19 protein-coding genes are annotated in these 20,903 nt (G+C 47.5%); 13 read left to right on the top strand and 6 right to left on the bottom strand.

The window, feature by feature from the left end; all coding sequences use genetic code 11:
* Window position 1: 1 nt before the first annotated feature.
* Together B147_RS0101650 and B147_RS0101645 are read left to right on the top strand one after the other, a co-directional pair.
* Window positions 2-910, top strand: coding sequence for a nicotianamine synthase family protein (locus B147_RS0101650; protein ID WP_020585521.1), 909 nt, complete (start codon window positions 2-4; stop codon window positions 908-910).
* Window positions 907-1,719 carry a nicotianamine synthase family protein gene (locus B147_RS0101645; RefSeq protein WP_020585520.1) on the top strand — a complete coding sequence of 271 codons (813 nt, stop codon included), beginning with the start codon at window positions 907-909 and terminating at the stop codon, window positions 1,717-1,719. The genes B147_RS0101650 and B147_RS0101645 overlap by 4 nt, the downstream gene beginning before the upstream one ends.
* A gap of 100 nt (window positions 1,720-1,819) precedes the next feature.
* Here B147_RS0101645 and B147_RS0101640 read toward each other — a convergent pair whose 3' ends face one another.
* The 4 genes from B147_RS0101640 to B147_RS0101625 all read right to left on the bottom strand — a co-directional run bounded on the left by B147_RS0101640 (window position 1,820) and on the right by B147_RS0101625 (window position 4,233).
* On the bottom strand, window positions 1,820-2,035 hold the full coding sequence (locus B147_RS0101640; RefSeq protein WP_020585519.1) for a 2-hydroxymuconate tautomerase: 216 nt from the start codon (window positions 2,033-2,035) through the stop codon (window positions 1,820-1,822).
* A 72-nt stretch (window positions 2,036-2,107) separates the two neighbouring features.
* Window positions 2,108-3,235 carry a sodium ion-translocating decarboxylase subunit beta gene (locus B147_RS0101635; protein ID WP_020585518.1) on the bottom strand — a complete coding sequence of 376 codons (1,128 nt, stop codon included), beginning with the start codon at window positions 3,233-3,235 and terminating at the stop codon, window positions 2,108-2,110.
* A 65-nt stretch (window positions 3,236-3,300) separates the two neighbouring features.
* Window positions 3,301-3,765, bottom strand: a complete 465-nt coding sequence (locus B147_RS0101630; protein WP_020585517.1) for an OadG family protein — start codon at window positions 3,763-3,765, stop codon at window positions 3,301-3,303.
* A gap of 42 nt (window positions 3,766-3,807) precedes the next feature.
* Entirely contained in the window at window positions 3,808-4,233 is a 426-nt protein-coding gene (locus B147_RS0101625; protein WP_020585516.1) for a Crp/Fnr family transcriptional regulator, read from the bottom strand.
* Between the two features lie 486 nt (window positions 4,234-4,719).
* Here B147_RS0101625 and proV point away from each other — a divergent pair, with 486 nt between their 5' ends.
* From proV to B147_RS0101570, 10 genes are all read left to right on the top strand, one after another.
* Entirely contained in the window at window positions 4,720-5,979 is a 1,260-nt protein-coding gene (gene proV / locus B147_RS0101620) for a glycine betaine/L-proline ABC transporter ATP-binding protein ProV (protein ID WP_020585515.1), read from the top strand.
* 14 nt (window positions 5,980-5,993) lie between these two features.
* Window positions 5,994-6,824 (top strand): ABC transporter permease, encoded by an 831-nt coding sequence (locus tag B147_RS0101615; RefSeq protein WP_020585514.1) that lies wholly within the window; start codon window positions 5,994-5,996, stop codon window positions 6,822-6,824.
* A 19-nt stretch (window positions 6,825-6,843) separates the two neighbouring features.
* Window positions 6,844-7,878: a glycine betaine/L-proline ABC transporter substrate-binding protein ProX gene (gene proX / locus B147_RS0101610; RefSeq protein ID WP_020585513.1), complete on the top strand. Its 1,035-nt coding sequence runs from the start codon at window positions 6,844-6,846 to the stop codon at window positions 7,876-7,878.
* A 146-nt stretch (window positions 7,879-8,024) separates the two neighbouring features.
* Window positions 8,025-8,396 carry a hypothetical protein gene (locus B147_RS0101605; protein ID WP_245568884.1) on the top strand — a complete coding sequence of 124 codons (372 nt, stop codon included), beginning with the start codon at window positions 8,025-8,027 and terminating at the stop codon, window positions 8,394-8,396.
* Between the two features lie 168 nt (window positions 8,397-8,564).
* The gene (locus B147_RS0101600; RefSeq protein WP_020585511.1) at window positions 8,565-9,797 is read left to right on the top strand and encodes a BMP family ABC transporter substrate-binding protein; all 1,233 of its coding nucleotides are present in this window, start codon (window positions 8,565-8,567) and stop codon (window positions 9,795-9,797) included.
* 146 nt (window positions 9,798-9,943) lie between these two features.
* Window positions 9,944-11,491 (top strand): ABC transporter ATP-binding protein, encoded by a 1,548-nt coding sequence (locus B147_RS0101590; protein WP_020585509.1) that lies wholly within the window; start codon window positions 9,944-9,946, stop codon window positions 11,489-11,491.
* Between the two features lie 21 nt (window positions 11,492-11,512).
* Window positions 11,513-12,598 carry an ABC transporter permease gene (locus B147_RS0101585; RefSeq protein WP_020585508.1) on the top strand — a complete coding sequence of 362 codons (1,086 nt, stop codon included), beginning with the start codon at window positions 11,513-11,515 and terminating at the stop codon, window positions 12,596-12,598.
* Between the two features lie 46 nt (window positions 12,599-12,644).
* The gene (locus B147_RS0101580; RefSeq protein WP_020585507.1) at window positions 12,645-13,565 is read left to right on the top strand and encodes an ABC transporter permease; all 921 of its coding nucleotides are present in this window, start codon (window positions 12,645-12,647) and stop codon (window positions 13,563-13,565) included.
* Window positions 13,566-13,660: 95 nt separating this feature from the next.
* Window positions 13,661-14,206 carry a DUF3334 family protein gene (locus tag B147_RS0101575; protein WP_020585506.1) on the top strand — a complete coding sequence of 182 codons (546 nt, stop codon included), beginning with the start codon at window positions 13,661-13,663 and terminating at the stop codon, window positions 14,204-14,206.
* A gap of 31 nt (window positions 14,207-14,237) precedes the next feature.
* Window positions 14,238-15,647, top strand: coding sequence for a M48 family metallopeptidase (locus B147_RS0101570; RefSeq protein WP_245568883.1), 1,410 nt, complete (start codon window positions 14,238-14,240; stop codon window positions 15,645-15,647).
* Window positions 15,648-15,674: 27 nt separating this feature from the next.
* Here the strand turns inward: B147_RS0101570 and B147_RS29905 are convergent, their stop codons facing one another.
* Window positions 15,675-18,194, bottom strand: coding sequence for a PAS domain S-box protein (locus B147_RS29905; RefSeq protein WP_020585504.1), 2,520 nt, complete (start codon window positions 18,192-18,194; stop codon window positions 15,675-15,677).
* Between the two features lie 297 nt (window positions 18,195-18,491).
* Between B147_RS29905 and B147_RS32085 the strand changes: the two genes are divergently transcribed.
* Window positions 18,492-18,635: a hypothetical protein gene (locus B147_RS32085; protein ID WP_169400693.1), complete on the top strand. Its 144-nt coding sequence runs from the start codon at window positions 18,492-18,494 to the stop codon at window positions 18,633-18,635.
* Window positions 18,636-18,840: 205 nt separating this feature from the next.
* Here B147_RS32085 and fusA read toward each other — a convergent pair whose 3' ends face one another.
* Window positions 18,841-20,874, bottom strand: coding sequence for an elongation factor G (fusA, locus tag B147_RS0101555; protein ID WP_020585502.1), 2,034 nt, complete (start codon window positions 20,872-20,874; stop codon window positions 18,841-18,843).
* Between the last annotated feature and the right edge of the window lie 29 nt (window positions 20,875-20,903).

The following is a 20,903-nucleotide window of genomic DNA, read 5'->3' as shown; positions in this document are numbered from 1 at the left end:
GATGCACGAAATCAATTTTTCCCACGAACATGAACTTGACGACCATGATTTTGACGGGTGCTGCAAAGACTGCCAAAACACCCTTGCCATTATCAAGCCCCACATCATCGAATTTGCCGAAAAAATCAAGGCATACTCCCTTGACAGGCTAAAAGCCCTGTCCGCCCAAGAGCTGTACCAGCTCTACCAGATCCTGGATGACTTGGCCCACATGGATGCGGGTCCCCATCTGTCCGGCTTGCTGCTAGAGGAAAAACAGATCCGGGACGTGCTGCCCACAATCCGGTCCTATTACACCACCTTTTTCAGTATCCATGAACGCCATCTTGCCAAAGAACTTCTTGAAAGCCCGGATCCCTGGAAACAGATTAAAACCTTTCCGTTGTATCCCCGGTACGAAGCCCTTATAAAAAATCAGATTGAAGCCATGCACATCTCCAGCGAAAAACGGCTGGCATTTTTAGGTTCCGGTCCGGTTCCTTTAAGTCTGATTCTTTTAAATCGATTTTTCGGTATTCCGTCTGTGGGCATTGACAGTGATGCCGAATCCGTAGGGATCTCCAGGCAGATCATTCGCTGTCTGGGCCTTGAAAAAAAGATTGAAATAGTCCGGGGAGATGATGCCACCCTGGCCGATCTGAACTGGGATGTTGTGCTGGTGGCTGCCCTTGCCGAGCCCAAGGCCCGGATTTTTTCGCAGTTGCTCAATATCATGGATGATCGAGGCCCATCCCTGGTGGTATTCCGTACCTACACCGGCATGAAAGCAGTGCTGTATAAGCCGGTTCAACCCGAAGATATTAAAGGCTTTAAAATCGTCAAGGCCGTGCCCCCCACAGGACGGGTCAACAACACCACGGTATTTATGCTGCCGGCCGACGACAAATCCTTCAAGCAGAAAGAATTATGACAAATCTGGATCTTATCAAAAAAGAGTTTTTGGATATTCATGCAGCCCTTGCCCATGTGAGCCCCGAAGGCCTGCTTGAAGGAAAGCATGAAGATATCTACCACTGCTTTGGGCGCCTGGATCGTCTGGCTGCCATGGACATAGACGACAGCCAGGCAGAGACACTGCGCTGTGACCCTGAAGCGGCAAAGATTTTAGACCGTATTTCCCGGTTAAAACGGGCCAACGGTCTGCGTATGGAAATCCATAATGCCAAGACTGTTATCAGCTCGCCCTCGCCCTGTGATACTGTAAAGCAGTTTGTCTACTACCCCAACTACATGGAACTGGCGCGCATGGAATATACCGGGGCAAACCTTTGTCCCGGAGACCGGGTCATCTTTTTAGGCTCCGGCCCCATGCCCCTGACCCTGATCTGCCTTTGCATCCGGTACAAAATTTTTGGCATCGGCATTGAGCAGTTCCCGGAATATGCCCGGCTTTCAAGGCACTTGATAAAGGTGCTTGGCCTTGAAGAACAAATAAACATCATTGAAGGCAGCCACTCTTCCCTGCCCCTGCCCGAGCCCTGCCGGCTGATCATGATCGGTGCTGATGCTCTGCCTAAAGATGAAATTTTTGCCCATCTGTCAAAGCACCTTGAACAAGGCACCGCCCTATCCTACAGGATCTATGAAAAAGGCCTGCGCAGGCTTCTGGATGTCCAGTCAAATTTCAAATTGCCCCCGGGAATCAAAGAAGTAACCAGGATCAGGCCCCACCCACCGGTGAATAATACCTCGGTCTTCACCATCATAGATCATATTTGAACGAAACGGCGTTGCAGAAATAATGTGTAATCCTTGGCTATCGCCGAGCTTACCTGCCCCCCCCCCGGGGGGGGGCAGGTGGAGTAACAGGTGGTGTGATTTATTTGCTTTCTTTTCCAACCCCAGCACCGAATTTATCGATGTGTAGTTCGCCTCCGGTAGCCCAATCTTCTCGGTCAAGCTCATCAATTAATACTGTAACCCATTCTCGTTTGACATCCAATGTTGAAACAACTGAATCGGTTATTGCCTGAACAAGATTTCTTTTTTGCTCAATGGTCCGGCCTTTCGCTATTTTTATGGAAACAATCGGCATTGTTTTTATTCCAATCGATCCTTGTAGCCATTATTATTCATTATTAGGGGCACACAACATAAACTATCCGGATTAAATCATCAGACTCCAAAGTACGCCTGCGGCAATGGCCGAGCCGATAACACCGGAAACATTAGGGGCCATGGCATGCATGAGCAGAAAATTTGAAGGATCTTCCCGCTGCCCCACAACGTGTACCACCCGGGCGGAGTCCGGTACCGCGGACACACCGGCAGCACCGAGCAGGGGATTGATCTTCTTTTTCAAAAACAGGTTCATGAATTTGGCAAATAACAATCCGCAAGCAGTTGCAATGGCAAAGGAGAGCGCACCTAAGATAAAAATTTTAACGGAGTTATGGGTAAGAAAGACATCTCCCTGGGTGGATGCCCCCACGGTAATGCCTAAAAGGATGGTGGCGATATCGATCAATGCCGTACGCGCCGTAACCGCCAGACGCTCTGTAACCACGGCTTCTTTAAGGAGATTGCCAAAACAGAGCATGCCTAAAAGCGGCAGAGCTGCAGGTGCCAGAAAACAGCAAAGCAAAAAGGCGATAACCGGGAATATCATTTTCTCACGCTTGGTGACGTGGCGCGGTTCTTCCATGCGGATAAGCCGCTCCTTATGCGTGGTTAAAAATTTCATAATAGGCGGCTGGATTACCGGCACAAGGGCCATGTAACTGTATGCTGCAACGGCAATGGGCCCGATTAGATGCGGAGCCAGCTTGGCGGTCAAAAAAATAGCCGTGGGTCCGTCCGCCCCGCCGATGATCCCGATGGCGGCTGCCTCCTTGGGCACAAAACCCAAAGCCAGTGCACCTAAAAATGTAATAAAGATGCCGGCCTGGGCTGCAGCACCCAAAAGCATAAGGACAGGCCGTGCCAGAAGCGTTGAGAAATCTGTCATGGCACCGATTCCAAGGAAGATCAAAGGCGGGTAAATGCCTTGGGTTACCCCAAAATACAGGTAGTGCAATACAGAATTATTTTCATAAATGCCAAGACCCAGCCCCTTGAAAATAGGAATGTTTCCCACGAGCATGCCAAATCCGATGGGGACAAGCAATAACGGCTCATAATCCTTTGCAATGCCTAAGAAAATAAAGATCATACCAACGATGATCATGATAATGTTTCGGTAGTCGCACAGATAAAATCCGGTGTTCTGAAAAAAGTCTAAAAATAAAGTATCCATTGATTTTTCGTTTCTTTCAATTTCCAATGGTCATCAAAAAATTCACGGTCAGTCTCAAATTGAATCTAAGAAGTGGTACGAATGAATATATCCTCATCCCATGTGAAATAGCCCTGTTCATCGGCACACAAAATGCCGGATTTAATCAGGAGATTTATATTGGCATGGGGATCTTGAAGGCCGGAAAGCTCAGCCATGCGTAAAAGCTTTGGCAAAGATATCACATCATCCATGGTCTGAGCCAAAAGGTTATACTGCCGGCAGATCTGCTTTTGTCTCTCGGTGAGCACCATGTACTTTTTAGGGGTACTCGCCTTGACGGCAGATTCAGATTTTAAAGCAAACAGTTTTTTTATTCTTCCGGGATTATCATACAGGGCCACAAGCTTATGAAGCTGTGAAATCAGGACTGACAGAGCCACAAGCCCTGTGAATACAATAGTGATTCCCACAACTGAAATGGCCCACCCGTTGTGGACGTTTATGGCCTCAAATCCATAAAGAACGCCGACAGCGTCAACTCCATTCAAAACACACCTCTTTTTTATTTTTAATTTTTAAATAACGCCTGTTTAGGCAGGATTTGAACAAAAGGGGGCTTTTTCCTCGCAGAATTGCTGCCATCCATCCAAAATTGCGGCCGCCGCCTGGGATTCATGGCCGGTCAGTTCAAGTATATTCGGATAAGACACAATCCAGACCGCTCCTTTTTCCAGCACCGTAACTGTGGCAGTATTTGTTCCGTTCAGACTCACCATTGACAAGCCTGCAAAATCCCCCGGGCGATTGAGCACCACAGCCCTGCCCTTTTCCATGGCTACAAGCAGGGCACCTTCTTCCAGAAGAAAGAAAAACTGGGTGCAATGACCTGCCTGGGCCAATACTTCACCCGGCATAACCGACCTCCTTGAAAACATCGGAATAAGACGGTCAATATCCTGGGTGTCAAGGCCCTTAAAAGTGGTAGATTCCGATAAGCATGCTGCAGAACTTTCCATACGCCTCCTTAAATTATCATTGGAGTTTGAAGCAAGCTTCTTTTGAAAGAAAAAATATTCAAACATATTTTATAAATTCTGTCGAGCGCAAAAACCCTGATCCGGGGCAATCATATGTAAAAGTATTGTCGGAGACTTAATATTGCCCATCGTAACAGAACGAACACCTAACCTATCTATATCTAAAAATTGAAAAAGGATACTCAAAAGGAATACCGTGCAATGTCATTAATTTTAAAACCACAACATATTGACATCAATTCTTTTAGTCTAAAATAGATTAAACCCGAATGAAGCCATAAAAACCAAAGTATTCTTAGTATTAATTTATCACTATTTTTTTAAAAATGCATCTATAATTTTAGTATATTATATCCTAAACTTCCTTTCAATATTTGACAAAATGCATTGAATACAATATATAGATTACAAATAAAGAGATACTTAAATATAGCGAGCGCCTCAGCGCAGAAAGAAGAACTATTTATGGATCAAATCATAATTAAGAATATATTTAAAATATTCGGCCAGGATCCCCAAAAAGCAATTTCCCTTATTGATCAGGGTTTGACAAAAGAAGAAGTCCTTGAAAAAACCGGCATGACCGTGGGTGTAAACAATGCGGATTTTACGATTAAACGCGGAGAAATATTCGTGGTCATGGGCCTGTCCGGATCGGGAAAATCCACTCTGGTCAGGATGTTCAACCGGCTGATTGAGCCATCGGCCGGAGAAATCCATATTAACGGCCAAAACATTACGGCCATGGAAAATAAGGATCTTGTAAAATTCAGGCTTAAGCATATGAGCATGGTGTTTCAATCCTTTGCCCTGATGCCCCACCTCACTGTTCTGGAAAATGCTGCCTTCGGCCTCGAGCTGGCCGGAGAGCCCAAGGCTGCAAGAAACGAACGGGCAACAGCAGCCTTAAGTCAGGTGGGTCTGGAAGGCTGGGAAGACCAGTACCCCAAACAACTTTCAGGGGGCATGCAGCAGCGCGTGGGTCTGGCCAGGGCATTGGCTGCGGACCCGGATATCATGCTTATGGACGAAGCGTTTTCCGCCCTGGACCCGCTGATCCGTACGGAGATGCAGGATGAACTGCTTAAGCTCCAGGAAGACAGCGACAGAACCATTATTTTTATCTCCCATGACCTGGATGAGGCCCTTCGCATAGGTGACCGTATCGCCATTATGGAAGGGGGACGTGTTGTCCAGGTGGGCACACCCGAAGAAATTCTCCAGAATCCGGCCGACGATTATGTCCGGGCCTTTTTCAGAGGTGTGGACCCCACCAATGTTATTTCAGCCGGCGAAATTGTCAACACACATTACCCCACAATTATCAAGACCAAAAAAGGCGACATCCGAGGCTCTCTGGAGCTTTTAAATGCCAGGGATTTCAACCACGGTTATGTTCTGAATGCCAAACGCCAGTTTCAAGGGATCGTATCCATCGACTCCCTTCAGGAGGCAATGGAAAACGGCCGGTCAAAAGATTCCCTTGAGACCTGCTATCTGCCGGAAGTCAACCCGGCCAATATTAATGACAATATGCAGGATATACTTCCTGAAGTGGCTTCCAAGGGTTTTCCCATCCCGGTACTTGATGACAACAATGTATTTAAAGGTGTGGTATCAAAAAACAGGTTCCTGAAAACCCTTCATAAATCAGAAATTAACGGCCATAACGGAGCCGGGAACGAATATGACGAACCGGCCCAACCCCTTCAAACCGCTCTTTAGCAGGAAAATCAATTATGTTTGACGAAAAAGTACTTCCCATAGATATTTGGATCACCGCCTTTGTTGACTGGTTGGTCAATAATTACCGTGATATATTTCAGATCATAAAATGGCCGGTCGAACAGATTTTAACCGGGCTTGACCTTGGTCTTAACGCCGTACCGCCCATCATAATAATAGCTGTTCTGGCTTTCTGTGCATGGCGATTTTCAGGATGGGGGCTAACGGTTTTCAGCATTGTGGCAATGGTATTTATCGGTCTGATCGGGTTCTGGTCCGACACCATGACCACCTTGGCCATGGTTTTGGCCTCGGTTTTGTTTTCCACCATTGTCGGGGTTCCCATCGGTATTGCCGCCGGGCGCAGCGACCGGGTGGAAACCATTGTCAGACCCTTTTTAGATGCCATGCAGACCACCCCGTCCTTTGTATATCTGGTTCCCATAGTCATGCTCTTTTCCGTGGGTAATGTGGCCGGGGTTCTTGCCACCATTATTTTTGCCATGCCCCCCATCATCCGCCTGACAAGTCTTGGTATCCGCGGAGTACATCCGGAGCTGGTAGAAGCGGCCACCGCCTTTGGTGCAACCCGCAGGCAAGTGCTGTTCAAGGTTCAGATTCCCCTGGCCATGCCCACCATACTGGCAGGGCTGAACCAGACCATTATGATGGCCCTTGCCATGGTGGTAATAGCCGCATTGATTGGGGCCGGCGGGTTGGGATCTCCTGTGATTCAAGGACTGAACACACTGGATATCGGCCTTGCCGTGATGGCGGGTTTAAGCATTGTTCTGGTGGCCGTGTTGCTGGACAGGATTACCCAGTCCATGGCCGCTAAAAAATAAAATTAACAAAGGAGAAATTATGAACGTCGTAAAAAACATCTGCTTTTTTCTGGTTGCGGTTTCCATGATCATGGTCACCCCGGCTTTCGCATCTTCGGATAAACCCGGAGAAGGCGTCACCGTCAAACCTGCACGAGCCACCTGGAATACAGGCTATTTTCAGGAAGCAATTGTCAGCCGGGCCTTGACCGAGTTGGGTTATAACGTCAATAAACCCAAAGACTTAAAAAACCCTATTTTTTACAAAGCATTGACCTTGGGTGATTTGGATTATTGGTGCAATGGCTGGTTTCCCATGCATAACGACCAACTCCCCAAAAATTTCAAGGACAAAGCCCAGAAAATCGGATACGTGGCCAAAGCTGGTGGTCTCCAAGGGTATCTGGTGTCTAAAGATGCCGTTGAAAAATACAACATCAAGTCATTGGATGACTTTAAACGCAAAGAGGTTAAAAAGGCCTTTGACAAAAATCATGACGGCAAAGCCGATCTCACGGCCTGCCCTCCGGGCTGGGGATGCGAGAAAGTAATTGCCCACCACTTAAAGGTTTATGATCTGGAAGATGACATCAATCCTGTGAAAGCATCTTATGAAGCAGGTATGGCTTCTGCCATCGGCGCATACAAAGCAGGAGAACCCATCTTCTTTTACACCTGGACCCCGAACTGGACCGTATATAAACTCAAACCCGGCAAAGACGTGATGTGGGTCAACGTACCTACAATTCTGCCCACTGAAGCCCAGGCCGTGGCCGTGGACAGGATGACCCAGTCCGGCGTTGAGGGCGCAGTGACTGATCCGGTGAAACTGGGATTCGTTGTTTCAGATATCCGCATTGTGGCCAACAAAAAATTCTTGGCAGATAATCCTGCAGCCAAAAAGTTTCTTGAATTATTTACCCTTCCCCTTGCAGACATCAATGAGCAGAACACCCGCATGAACGCGGGTGAAAAATCCGCCAAAGACATCCAGAAACATGTCACCGAATGGATTGCTAAAAACCAGACCAAGTGGAATGACTGGCTGACCCAGGCCCGGGCCGCTGCAGAATAGACTGTTCCTTTTTTTCGACAAATCCTCACCTGCAGGCAGACTTGTTTTTGGTGTTAAGATACTATGTTTAAATTGTTGACGACAAACCTGTAATTATCGTATGCTTCCACAAATTTACTAGTCCCCAACTATAAACAAAGGAGAAAATGATGAAAAAGGAGATGAGTGTACTGATTGTCAGTTTTGTTTTTCTTTTCGCAATGATCGTTGCCGGTTGCGGAGAGCAGGACAAGTCGGAACAAGCCCCCAAAGCCGCTGAAGTTGAAACCCAAGCAGCTGAGGCTGAAACCCAACCGGTTGAGGAAGTTGAAACCACAGCAGCTGAAACTGAAACTCAAGCTGCTGAAACTGAAACTCAAGCTGCTGAAGCTGCGGCCCAAGTGATGGAGGAAGTTGAGACCAAAGCTGCTGAAGCTGCAACCCAAGTGATGGAGGAAGTTGAGACCAAGGCCGCTGAGCTTAAAACCCAAGCAGCTGAAAAGGCTGAGGAAGCACAGGAAGCCCCGGCTGAAGAATAGACTTGCCTTTTTTGTACGACAGTTAAGCCCCCTGCAGGGATCTCTCCCCTGCAGGGGGCTTATTTTTTGTATTAACATCCTGTGTTTAAATAGTTGACGGCAAAACTGTAATTATCGTATTATCCTAAAAATTTCTTTATACCCACATTATAACCATTGGAGATAACGATGAAAACCAAGATGAGTGTGCTGATTGTCAGTTTTCTTTTTCTTCTCGCGATGATCATTTCCGGCTGCGGAGAGCAGGACAAGCCGAAACAAGCCCCTAAGGCGCCTGAAGAAGCGGCGGAGCCCCAGGAAGCACCGACTGTGGAAAAGAAGCTCAAAGCCGGTTTTATCTATGTGGGCCCTGTGGGCGATTACGGATGGTCCCATGCCCATGACTTAGGTAAAAGGTATGTCGAATCCCTGTATCCCTGGCTGGAAACCGTTATTGTTGAATCGGTTGCTGAAGCCGATTCCTTGAGAATCATGGATCGTCTTGTCCAGCAGCAAAAATGCGATGTGATCTTTACCACCAGTTTTGGTTACATGGATAACACCGTCAAAGCTGCTGAAAAATATCCGGATACAAAATTTATGCACTGCGCCGGTTTCAAGCGGAGCGCCAACCTGGGCACCTATTTTGGTGATCTTTATCAGATGTATTACCTAAACGGTATGATGGCAGGGGCATTGACCAAGTCCAATAAACTTGGCTATGTTGCCGCCTTCCCCATTCCCGAACTCATCCGCCACATTAACGCCTATGCCCTTGGTGCTAAAGCAGTCAACCCCGATGCCACCGTAAGCGTAAAGTGGATCTATGCCTGGTACGGTCCGGACAAAGCCAAGGAAGCTGCCGAAGCACTGATTGCTGAAGGCTGTGACGCACTGGCGTTCACCGAAGATACCCCGGCGGTCATTGAAGTGGGCCAGGCCCATTGTGAAAAAGGCAAACAGATTTACACATTTTCCCACTATTCCCCCATGCAGGCATATGGCAAAGATTCAGTGGTTTCCGGCCAGCGCATGGACTGGGGCGGCATATATGCCAAAATCCTGAAAGACATCCATGAAGGTATCTGGGACCCCAGCCAGGACATCTGGTGGCTTGCCAAGGAAAAGGCCGCCATTCTGGGCGGCAGTCTTGATGACGCTGTCAACCCCAAATTTGTTGAGCCCCTGAAACAGGCCATAATTACGACTGAACAATTGGGTGAAATCAGCGCCTATGACCTGGTTATGAAACGCTATGAGCAAATGAAACAGGGCGTTGACATTTTTGATCCGTTCATGGGTCCGGTTTCGGACAACACGGGTGACATCAAAATTAGGCCGGGAGAACGCGCCTCCAAGGAAGATCTGCTTTCCATGATGTATTATGTAGATAATGTAAAAGGCGAAATCCCTAATAACTAGTGTTTGAACAGATATTCACCACCCATCTGCGCCTTGCATATGGGCAAATCTTTGTCCAAACATGGGGTCACATTAAGGCAAAAAAACAGGAATAGCTTAAAGGCCGGAAAACGGTGTTTTCCGGCCTTTATGATTGAAAAAAGACCATGATTAAAATACAGCGCCTTGAAATGAAAGATATCTGCAAGTCGTTCCAGGGTGTCCATGCAAACAAGGATATCAACCTTGAAATTAATTCCGGGGAAATCCTGGGATTGCTCGGGGAGAACGGTGCCGGTAAAACCACGCTGATGAATATTCTTTACGGCATTTACCAGCCGGATTCGGGCAGCATTCTGATCAACGGCAAGCCCGTCCGGATCTCTAATCCGCTGGAATCAATCAATCTTGGCATTGGCATGGTTCATCAGCACTTCATGCTGATCCAGAATCATTCCGTGGTTGAAAACATCGCTCTAGGTTATAAGGACACCCCGTTTTTATTTCCCCAGAAAGTTTTGCGTGAAAAAATAAAAGCGTTTTCAAACCAGTTTGATTTCCAGATAGACCTTGATCAGAAAGTATGGCAGCTTTCCGCCGGAGAGCAGCAGCGGGTTGAAATCATAAAAACCCTTTTAAACGGAGCCGACTTACTCATTCTCGACGAACCCACATCTGTTTTGACTCCCCAGGAAATCAAAGAGCTCATCGAAATTCTTCGCAGGATGAAAACTGACGGCCACAGTGTGATATTCATCTCCCACAAGCTTGATGAAATCATGGATATCTGCGACCGGGTTACCGTACTGCGCAAGGGGCGGATTGTGGGGGGCGCCCAAACCAAAGATACGGACAAAATGGGACTTGCCCGGATGATGGTGGGCAAGGATGTGGCCCTGACCATGGCCAGAGAAAAACGACCCAGGGGAGACCGGGTGCTTAGTGTCCGCAATATCCATGTCACAGGGGACAAAGGACTTGCCGCAGTTAAAAATGTATCCTTTGACTTATACAAAAATGAAATCTTCGGTGTAGCAGGCGTGGCAGGCAACGGACAGCGGGAGCTGGCCGAGGCCATCACAGGTATCCGAACCATTGACTCAGGCCAGGTAACGATCAACGGCCGGGACATTACTAATCTGTCCCCCAGAAAAATTTATGACAACGGGGTCTCCCACGTCCCCGAGGAACGCATTCGGTTCGGCATTGCCCCGGGCCTTTTCCTGTATGACAATGCCATTTTAAAACAGCATCATCTCAAAAAATTTTCCAAACGGTATTTTCTTAAATACGAAAGTGTCAAGTTGCATGCAAAATCCATCATAACCGAATTCCGGGTGGCCACACACTCCATTAACAACCAGATCAGAAACCTTTCCGGGGGCAACATCCAGAAATTGATCCTGGGCCGGGAAATCAGTGAGCAACCCCAGTTGCTGGTGGCCTCCCATCCCACCTACGGGCTTGACGTGGGCGCCACCCGGTTCCTGCGTGAGCACTTGCTCAAACTATGCAGCCAGGGCAGTTCCGTGCTGCTGTTTTCAGAGGACCTGGATGAAATTTTTGAGTTGTGCGACCGTGTAGCCGTGATTTTCGCAGGTGAATTTATGGGCATTCTGGATACGGATGATGAACGCGTCAACGATATAGGAATGATGATGGCCGGCTCAAAACGCATTGACACAGAGCCGGTCAAAGCAGACATTGCAAATTAACTGAAACGGCAACTATTTCCTATGATACGGATTACCACAAGCGACCGCTACAATATTACCCCCTTAAGGTCCTTTATGACCAACGTCGCTGCCCTCGGGGCAGGTATTCTGGCCATCAGCCTTATTTTCCTTGCCGCAGGCGTCAACCCGTTGTATGCGGTCTCCCAAATCTTTATTGAATCCTTTGGGTCGGTTTACGGCATCAAGGAAACCATCACCAAGGCCATTCCCCTAATTCTCATCGGGGCAGGTCTCACCCTTACGTTCAGGGCCAAATTCTGGAACATCGGCGCCGAAGGCCAGCTGCTCATGGGCGCTATTTTTGCCACATGGACAGCCCAGCATCTGGGCAACGCCATGCCCTCTATGGTTATCGTTCCCTTGATATTTACGGCCGGGTTCATCGGCGGTGCATTGTGGGGCATTATCCCGGCCATACTGAAAATTAAATATGCCATCAACGAGGTCATTACCACACTGATGCTTAATTATATATGCGCAGAATTTTTGACCATGCTCATTGTGGGGCCATGGAAGGGGAAAACCCGGTTCGGATTTCCGGGCACGGATCCCCTGCCCGATGCCGCCATTTTAGGCGTACTGCCGGGGTCGCGTATTCATTATGCCACCCTGATCCTGGCCATTGTCTGTTCGGTGGGGTTGTGTGTTTTAATTTATAGAACCCGGTTCGGGTACGAAGCCCGGGTGGTGGGAGAAAACCCTGACGCCGGCAAATATGCGGGCATCAATTTTCTTAAAACCAGTCTTATTCTCATGGCCATTTCAGGGGGGCTTGCCGGTTTTGCCGGTGTGGGCGAGGTGGCAGGCATCCACCATTACTTAGGGTATCCGGCCTCGGTATCATCGGGGTATGGATTCACCGCTATCATTGTGGCCTGGCTGGCCAAGCTGAACCCCTTGTTCGCCATTGTGTCGGGTCTGTTTTTTGCCGGTATTATCGTGGGTGGAGACGCGATTCAGATCTCCTTGGGACTGCCTGCAGCCACAGTTGAAATTGTCAACGGTATCCTGCTGATCTTTCTGATCATGGGAGATTACTTTTTATATCATAAGGTTCGGATCCGCAGGTTCCGGAACAACAGCTGACAGCTATCAACAATTTAACAACTTATTTGGACTTAGATCACACATCATGGAAGAAATCATCATATCAACCATTCAAAGAACCATGGTGGCAGGCACCCCGCTGCTTTTGGCCACAACCGGCGAGGTGATCTGCGAACGGGCCGGCATCCTTAACCTTGGTGTAGAAGGTGTCATGGCGATCGGTGCCGTCACCGCATTTATTGTCACCATGACAACGGGCCATCCCTGGCTTGGCGTACTGGCTGCCATGACAGCAGGATTTGCCGTATCCCTGATCCATGCCTTTGCCTCGGTAACGCTGCAGGCCAACCAGGTGGTATCAGGCCTTGCATTAACCATGCTGGGATTGGGATTGTCCGGCATGATGGGAAAGCCTTATGTGGGCCGCCCCCTGGCTGTTAAAATGGATGATGTGGCCATTCCCTTTTTTTCAGACCTGCCCTGGATCGGCAAAGCCCTTTTCTACCAGAGTCCCTTTCTTTACCTGGCCATTGTACTGGCCGCGGCCGCCTGGTTTTTCCTGGAGGGGACCCGCATGGGCATTCAGATCAGATCCACCGGGGAAAACCCCAAGGCCACGGAGACCCAGGGAGTGAACGTCTCTTTGATTCGATATGCATGCGTTCTGGTGGGCGGTGTGTTCTCCGCCCTTGCCGGGGCACATCTGTCCATCTCCTACTCATCTTCCTGGGTGGAGGGTATGACTGCCGGTCGCGGCTGGATCGCCATTGCCCTGACCATATTTTCCCTGTGGAACCCGGGCAGGGCCATTTTTGCCTCTTTTATTTTTGGCGGCATTTTTGTACTCCAATATCTGCTCCAGCCCCTGGGTATTTCCCCCAATTTTCTGGCCATGCTGCCCTATCTGTCCACCTTGGTTATCCTTCTGGCCATCTCCTTTAAAGATCCAAGACGGCTCAACGCCCCGGCCTGGTTAGGGGCGGCTTACAGACGGGGTGAACGATAAAAATTTGACTTTTAAAACTATTTTGTCCATAATTTTAAAGTTGTCAAAACATCATCCAACCGGATAACCCGATGCGATATCAGTAAGGAGTTACAATGGAAATATCAAACAATCAGTCCATTGACAGTATTGCCAAACTTTTCCTGGAAACGACCCAGGCCATGCTTGCAAAAAGCACTGGTAAAGAAATACATTACGCTAACACCATCCAGAAAATCACCAGGGTATCCATGATGCCGGATCTGACCTGCTTTGTTCAATTTTACGGAGATTATATGGGGCTTGTGGTTTTTAATTTCAGTGATGAGGCTGCCTTTGAAATTTACAGGCAATACATGATCAATATGGGCATGCCCGAAGAGGAGCTGGCCATCTCTATTTCCGACCCTGAAGTGGCAGATACCATTGGAGAAATCACCAACCAACTCATGGGGCAGCTGATAAAATCCGTGGAAGAAGAATATGACCTGAATGCCTGTTACGGCCAACCCAAGGCATTGACCATAAGTTCAGCCATATCCTTGTCCATTAACGACACGTACACGGAAAACCGCAGACTCTCCTTTAGAATCGATAACTATATCTTCCGTATTGAAATAGCCATGGAGAATTCTGAATTTATCGATGCATCCGGCCTTTGATAAGACTGTTCTTAAAAAATTTCGGGTAAATATGAAGCGATTTAAACAGGCGGTAAGCCTCATTTTGCTGATTGTCTTTTTATTCCCTGACGCCGGCTTTGCCATCTCCATTCCTGACGAACTAAAGCTGGGCAAGGAATATTTACAACTCATCAAAGACAAAGGTGTCATTCTTCATGACCCCGTTGCCCAGAAGATGATCGACATTGTGGGCAACGCCATTGTCAAACCATTGCCGCCCCAGCCCTTTCATTTTGATTTTTACATGATCAATGACGACTCCTTCAATGCATTTGCCACCCCGGCCGCCAATATTTTTGTGCACCGTGGATTAATTGCGTCTCTGGATACTATGGACGAACTTGCAGGCATCCTGGCTCATGAAATAGGCCATGCCGTGGGCCGGCATGTATCCCAATCCATTGACCGGTCCAAGATAGTGGGAACCGGCAGCCTGGCCGGAATGCTTGCCGGCATCCTGGTGGGTGCCGCATCGGGCAGTTCAGAAGCGGGCCAGGCCCTGACCATCGGCTCCATGGCTGCCGGGCAGTCAGCCATGCTGACCTATACCCGGGAAAATGAAACCGAGGCAGATCAAAAGGCAGTTCTTTTTCTTGAAAAAACAGGATATTCGCCCGACGGGATACTGGAGAGCTTGCTGAAAATCAGACAGACCGATTACCAGGGAATTGAAAATATCCCCGATTACTTTAAAACCCACCCGGGCACAACAGCCAGGGTATCCCATCTATCTGGAATTCTTGCCGATTACAAGCCACCTGCCGACAAACCCCTACCACCGGAAAATTTTGACTACAACATGGTTAAATACCGAGTGATCGGGCTTTACGGCGACCTTGACACCTACATCCCGAAAATTGAACTTGCCCTGCAGAACAACCCTGACAATGTGGCCTTCCACTACGGCTTAGGCCTCTTATACGGCCGGGCCACACGGATGAATGAGGGGATCGAACAACTCAATAAAGCCCTGGCAAAAAATCCGTTTGAGCCCATGATTCTCTTGGAACTAGGCCGACTTTACATCCGTAACACTGAATACAACCGTGCCATAACGATTCTGGACAGTATGGCAGATGATCCCCTGCTGGAGGACTGGGCCGTTTTCAACCGCTCTATTGCCCAGATCCACACCGGCAACCTACCGGCAGCCCAAAAGGGCCTTGAACATGTACTCAGCACCGACAAACCCGGATTTGAAAAAGCCAACTACCACATGGCCGAAATCATGTCCAGAGAGTCAAAACAGGCCCTGTCCAACTATTATCTCGGTGTTTATTATGCCCGTATCCATGACGAACAAAACGCGGCCCGCCAGCTTGAGCGGGCCCTTGACACCCTGGACGATGAAAAGATGCGGGAAAAGGCAGAAAACGAGCTGGAAAATCTAAAAGGCAATGGCAAAAAAAGAACTCGCTAAAGCAACCGCATGTAACCCACCTGGAGTTTAATCATCTTTTTCATCTAATATCTCTCTTATTTTCAGCGAGATGTCCATCCTTGAAAATGGTTTGTGTATGAAATTCAAGCCTTCGCCCAGTATCCCCCTATGGGCAATCACATTACGCGTATATCCGGACATATACAGGCATTTTATATTTGGGAATATTTGAGAAACTGCTTGGGCCAACTCACGCCCGTTCATTGACGGCATCACAACATCAGTGATCAGCAGGTCAATTTTTACATTGGAAGGATTGCAAATCCGCATCGCTTCCTCCGGTGTGTTGGCCGTCAAAACCGTATACCCAAGTCGCTCCAGCATTATTTTTACCATTCGAAGGATTGATTTTTCATCTTCGACCAGGAGTATTGTCTCAACGCCTTTTTGAAATTTTTCTTTTACAGCTACGGGCTCCTCATCCTGTAGTTCCTCATATCGGGGAATATATAATTTGAAGGTGGTCCCTTGTCCGGGTTCACTGTATACATTTATAAATCCATTGTTTTGCTTGATGATTCCGTATACGGTTGCCAGTCCCAGGCCGGTTCCTTCTCCTTGTCTCTTGGTTGTAAAAAAGGGTTCAAACAGTTTATTGAGTGTTTCTTTATCCATACCACAACCATTGTCACTGACGCCGATGAAGACATACTCACCAGGCCTGAAACCATTGTGCTGCCTGCAATAATCATCATCTAAAAGGATATTATCGGTTTCAATGGTAATTTTGCCTACATCGTCTATTGCATCCCTTGCATTGACGCACAGATTGGCCAGGATTTGATCTATCTGAGACGGATCTATCTTAACCGACCATAAATGTTTTTTAGGGCGCCATAACAGATCGATATCTTCTCCGATCAGTCTTTTAAGCATCTTGAACATGCCGTCGATTGCATGGTTCGGGTTAAAAATTTTCGGGGAAACCGTTTGCTTTCGGGCAAAGGCAAGCAGTTGGCCGGTAAGATCGGCAGAGCGCAAAGCCGCTTTTTTGATTTCACAAATAGTTGAAAACAAGGGGCTGTCCGGGTCAATATCGTCCTGCACCAATTCAATATTACCAAGAATAATACTAAGCATATTGTTAAAATCATGGGCCACACCGCCGGCCAGTCTGCCCACCGATTCCATTTTCTGTGCTTGGATCAGTTGCTGCTGGAGTTCTTCTTTATCCTGCTCTGCCTTTTTTTGTTCTGTGATATCTCTGAATTCAACCGTTCTGACCTCTTTACCTTTGTACGGGATATTCTTTGCTTCCAGCCGCATTGGAAATTGCTCGCCGTTTTTGCGCAATCCGAAGGCCTCATATGGCTTTTCATAACCTGATAGTATGTTATCCATAACCATGGATCTTGACTGCTCGGCAATAAGCTGCAGACCATCCATTCCTGTCAGTTCGTCAAGCGAATACCCCGTCATGTCCGACAGCCCCTGGTTGCAATCTATGATAATGCCTTTGTCATGAATGCCTATGCCGCCAAAGGAGGCGTTGTGGAGAGCCTTAAACCGCGCTTCGCTTTCACGCAGAGATTCTTCAACGGCTTTACGGTCTGTGACATCCGTTACAATACTCTCAATAGCAATCAATTCTCCATTTTCATTTCGAATACCGACATTGCGTTGATGAATCCACTTTGTTTTATCCCCTTTATAAAGAATCTTGTACTCGAAACTGGGATCTAATTCCCCTTTCAACATCCGCACCCATTTTTCTTTACAATATCCATAAAAATCAGGATGGATAATATCTCGAATTAACATCAGATTAGTATACCAAGTCTCGGGGGGAACGCCGAAAATCGTTTCTGAGGCGGGGCTTACATACTCATATTTTCCATCGGGCAACGACATTCGATAAATCATATCCGTTGCATTATCAGTTAACCGACGGTATTTTTCTTCGTTTCTTTTTAATTCGGCTCGTGTTTTGTTAAAATAGGCTAATAACATTCCCAAAGCGATAACGAACTCAAGAACTGCGCCCAAAAGATACCCCCAGGGCGCAAACCAGGCGACGGGCCTTAAAAAGGGATAGTCTACCTTGTGAACGCCCCAGAGAATATATGCAATACCGACGATTGCGTTCTCTTTTTTTCCCTGATTTCCTGATCTCAGAAACAGGATACCTGTTGAAATATAAATTGCGGCTAAAAATGAGAATGTGGGCAACGTGATAAAAAGGAAGGAAAATTTTTGTACGGTGCTGACGAATACCCATCCAATGATGCCGACTGAAAGATAAATCCAGACTGTTGGAAATTTTTTATTACTATAACAATATGTTCCCCACAACAACATGATACCGCTCACAAGCGTGCTGAGTTGATTGGCGATCAAAAAGAAAGGACTGATATATCCTTTAATGAAGCACAGCATAAAAACGAATCTTGTGGTATAGATGGCCCAGCTTATCGTCCAGATTCCCAGATATTTTTTATTATCTATCAGGTATAGATAAAAATACGTGAACAACAGGAGGATTGTTCCGATCATTGTGGCGATTACTGATGGAAGCAACCAAGACATAATGCTCCTTTAGCTCTGCTCATATATACGATTGTTGCGATTCATAACAAAGAATATCAAATCAGTATACTAAAAATTCCATTTGGCAACAAATAGTTTGTTCCAATGGATTTTTGTTTTTATATGATTTTAAGATAATGTCCGTCCCCTGTCCAAAGTTGTCGATCAGATTAAATTTTTTAAAAAAATATATTTCACCCTTGAATAAAATAAGTTGTGGCTTATAATTTTATCTAAAGACGAAACGAAGTCTTTTAAAACAAAATCAAATATAAAAATAATATATGAGGTGATAGAATGACTGAAAGAAGATTTGAAGACTACGTTGAAAGCGATCAGGAAAGAAACGAAGGTCATGTAGATACCAGACACAACAACTTTGAATGCGAGAACCCCGATAAGCATCTGGGATGTGATCCTGGAATTGATGTAGCCGGTTAGATCAATTCAGCTCTAATCCCCAGGCGGTGAGATTACCGCTCGGATTTTCCACAGGCCGATCAACTTGAAACAGCAATCGGCGCACAAAAACCAAACACGACATTGCAGGTACCGATACAACAAAAAGGCATCTGCAATGTCGTTAAAAATTTAAAGCAGCCTGACATCATCCCCCGCATGAAGGGCAGATTGTGAATGAATTGCATCACACGGTATCAAAACTTTTAAACTGCATGGTAAAGGTGCCCCGACCCTGGGTGGCTGAACGCAGGGCGGTGGAATAACCAAACATCTTTGATAAGGGGACCACGGCTTTGATGACCTGGATGTTGGATTTTGGGGTAATGGATTCCACCCTGCCCCCCCTGGCATTGAGGTCTGCAATGGCATCCCCCATATTAGCATCCGGCACAAACACCTCCACATCCATGATGGGTTCAAGCAGGGCCATTTTGGCATTTTTCAAGGCCTCTTTTACAGCCATGGCTGCGCACACCCCAAAACCCAGTTCCGAAGTTTTTCCTTCCTCGCTAAATCCGTCAGCCAGCACAATTTCAACATCTACGATGGGATATCCCTTGAGGAACCCACCATCCAGACTTTCCCTGATTCCGGTTTCAATATTCGGAATATATTGGGGTGCAATTTTTTCTTCGGGTACAAGGGATTTGAAGGTAACCCCCTGCCCCCGATTTAAAGGATTAAGTTCCACGGTGACGTTGGCATAATGGGATTTACCCTGGATCTCCCGGTCAAATACGGCCTGGCCGGTTGCAGGCGCTGTAATGATTTCCCGGTAAACCACCTGGGGTTTGCCCACATTTACACTGGTATTGAACTCCTTGACCATCCTTGAAATGATGATTTCAAGATGAAGTTCGCCCATGCCCGACAAAATGGTCTGACCGGTCTCTTCATCTTTGCTCACTTTAAGGGTGGGATCCTCAATCATAAATTTTTCCAGCACATCATCAAGCTTTTCCTGATCTGCATGGGTTTTGGGCTCAATGGCAATGGAGATGACCGGCAGTGCATATTCCATCTTTTCCAGAAGTACCGGGTGATCCGGATTGCAAAGGGTATCGCCGGTAACGGAACTTTTAAGGCCCACAATGCCGACAATATCACCGGCCGAGGCTTCATCCAGACGCTCGCGCTTGTTGGCGTGCATTCTTAAAATTCTGGATAGTTTTTCCTTGCGGTTCAGGGCAGGATTAAACACATCACCACCCGAAGCAATTTTTCCCGAATAAATCCGGGCAAAGGAGAGTTTGCGTCCTTCGATCATGGATACTTTAAAAATCAATGCAGCCAGAGGACCATTTTTTTCCGGCTTGAATTCAAGGATCTCATCGGTTTCAGGGTGCACACCTTTAACCGGGGGAACGTCCTTGGGGCTTGGCAGGTAATAGTCAATGGCGTCCAGAAGCGGCTGAACCCCTTTGTTCCTCAGGGCAGACCCACAAAGCACAGGCACCATATCCCGGCGAATGGTCGCCGCCCGGATGGCGATTCGAAGCTCATCCACAGAGATCTCTTCTTCGCCCAAATATTTCTCCATGATGTCATCATCAAGTTCGGATACCGCTTCCAGAAGTTTGTCCCGGTATTCTTCGGCCAGCTCCCGGAACTCATCTTCAATGGGCCCAGCTGTATATTCGGCGCCTAATGTTTCATCATTCCAGGCAATCTGCTCCATGGTCAAAAGATCAATGACTCCCTGGAATCGGTCCTCGGCCCCGATGGGCACCTGGATCATCACAGGATTGGCAGACAGCTTTTCTTTGATGGAATCACAGGCAGCAAAAAAATCGGCACCGGTGCGGTCCATCTTATTGATGAAGGCCATTCTCGGGACCTTGTACCGGTCGGCCTGGCGCCAGACCGTTTCGGACTGGGGTTCAACCCCGCCCACGGCGCAAAACACGCCGATTGCCCCGTCCAGGACCCGCAAAGCCCGTTCCACCTCCACGGTGAAATCCACATGGCCCGGAGTGTCGATGATCTGAATAGTGGCCCCTTTCCACTGGCAGTAGGTCACGGCCGAGGTAATGGTAATCCCCCGGTCCTGCTCATCCTGCATCCAGTCCATGGTGGCCTCGCCGTCATGAACTTCGCCTATCTTATGGGACCTTCCCGTGTAATAAAGAATGCGCTCCGTCACCGTGGTCTTGCCCGCGTCAATGTGGGCCATGATCCCGATATTTCTAATCTTTGATATATTTTTTTGCTTGCTCATAGGTATCGTATCTATAATTAGTAAAAGCT

The organism is Desulfobacter curvatus DSM 3379 (assembly GCF_000373985.1).
GTDB classification, from domain to species: domain Bacteria; phylum Desulfobacterota; class Desulfobacteria; order Desulfobacterales; family Desulfobacteraceae; genus Desulfobacter; species Desulfobacter curvatus.
The sequence above is the reverse complement of the archived record's forward strand: the minus strand, read 5'-3'. Positions and strand labels throughout refer to the sequence as shown.

What these genes read in the sequence shown, in the direction of transcription:
- B147_RS0101640 (WP_020585519.1), bottom strand. Translation starts at nt 2,035, where the DNA reads ATGCCGATTGTTTCCATAAAAATAGCGAAAGGCCGGACCATTGAGCAA.
- proV (WP_020585515.1), top strand. Translation starts at nt 4,720, where the DNA reads ATGGATCAAATCATAATTAAGAATATATTTAAAATATTCGGCCAGGAT.
- B147_RS0101625 (WP_020585516.1), bottom strand. Translation starts at nt 4,233, where the DNA reads ATGGAAAGTTCTGCAGCATGCTTATCGGAATCTACCACTTTTAAGGGC.
- B147_RS0101570 (WP_245568883.1), top strand. Translation starts at nt 14,238, where the DNA reads ATGAAGCGATTTAAACAGGCGGTAAGCCTCATTTTGCTGATTGTCTTT.
- B147_RS0101635 (WP_020585518.1), bottom strand. Translation starts at nt 3,235, where the DNA reads ATGGATACTTTATTTTTAGACTTTTTTCAGAACACCGGATTTTATCTG.
- B147_RS0101650 (WP_020585521.1), top strand. Translation starts at nt 2, where the DNA reads ATGCACGAAATCAATTTTTCCCACGAACATGAACTTGACGACCATGAT.
- B147_RS0101590 (WP_020585509.1), top strand. Translation starts at nt 9,944, where the DNA reads ATGATTAAAATACAGCGCCTTGAAATGAAAGATATCTGCAAGTCGTTC.
- B147_RS0101575 (WP_020585506.1), top strand. Translation starts at nt 13,661, where the DNA reads ATGGAAATATCAAACAATCAGTCCATTGACAGTATTGCCAAACTTTTC.
- proX (WP_020585513.1), top strand. Translation starts at nt 6,844, where the DNA reads ATGAACGTCGTAAAAAACATCTGCTTTTTTCTGGTTGCGGTTTCCATG.
- B147_RS32085 (WP_169400693.1), top strand. Translation starts at nt 18,492, where the DNA reads ATGACTGAAAGAAGATTTGAAGACTACGTTGAAAGCGATCAGGAAAGA.
- B147_RS0101585 (WP_020585508.1), top strand. Translation starts at nt 11,513, where the DNA reads ATGATACGGATTACCACAAGCGACCGCTACAATATTACCCCCTTAAGG.
- B147_RS0101580 (WP_020585507.1), top strand. Translation starts at nt 12,645, where the DNA reads ATGGAAGAAATCATCATATCAACCATTCAAAGAACCATGGTGGCAGGC.
- fusA (WP_020585502.1), bottom strand. Translation starts at nt 20,874, where the DNA reads ATGAGCAAGCAAAAAAATATATCAAAGATTAGAAATATCGGGATCATG.
- B147_RS0101605 (WP_245568884.1), top strand. Translation starts at nt 8,025, where the DNA reads ATGATGAAAAAGGAGATGAGTGTACTGATTGTCAGTTTTGTTTTTCTT.
- B147_RS0101615 (WP_020585514.1), top strand. Translation starts at nt 5,994, where the DNA reads ATGTTTGACGAAAAAGTACTTCCCATAGATATTTGGATCACCGCCTTT.
- B147_RS0101600 (WP_020585511.1), top strand. Translation starts at nt 8,565, where the DNA reads ATGAAAACCAAGATGAGTGTGCTGATTGTCAGTTTTCTTTTTCTTCTC.
- B147_RS0101645 (WP_020585520.1), top strand. Translation starts at nt 907, where the DNA reads ATGACAAATCTGGATCTTATCAAAAAAGAGTTTTTGGATATTCATGCA.
- B147_RS29905 (WP_020585504.1), bottom strand. Translation starts at nt 18,194, where the DNA reads ATGTCTTGGTTGCTTCCATCAGTAATCGCCACAATGATCGGAACAATC.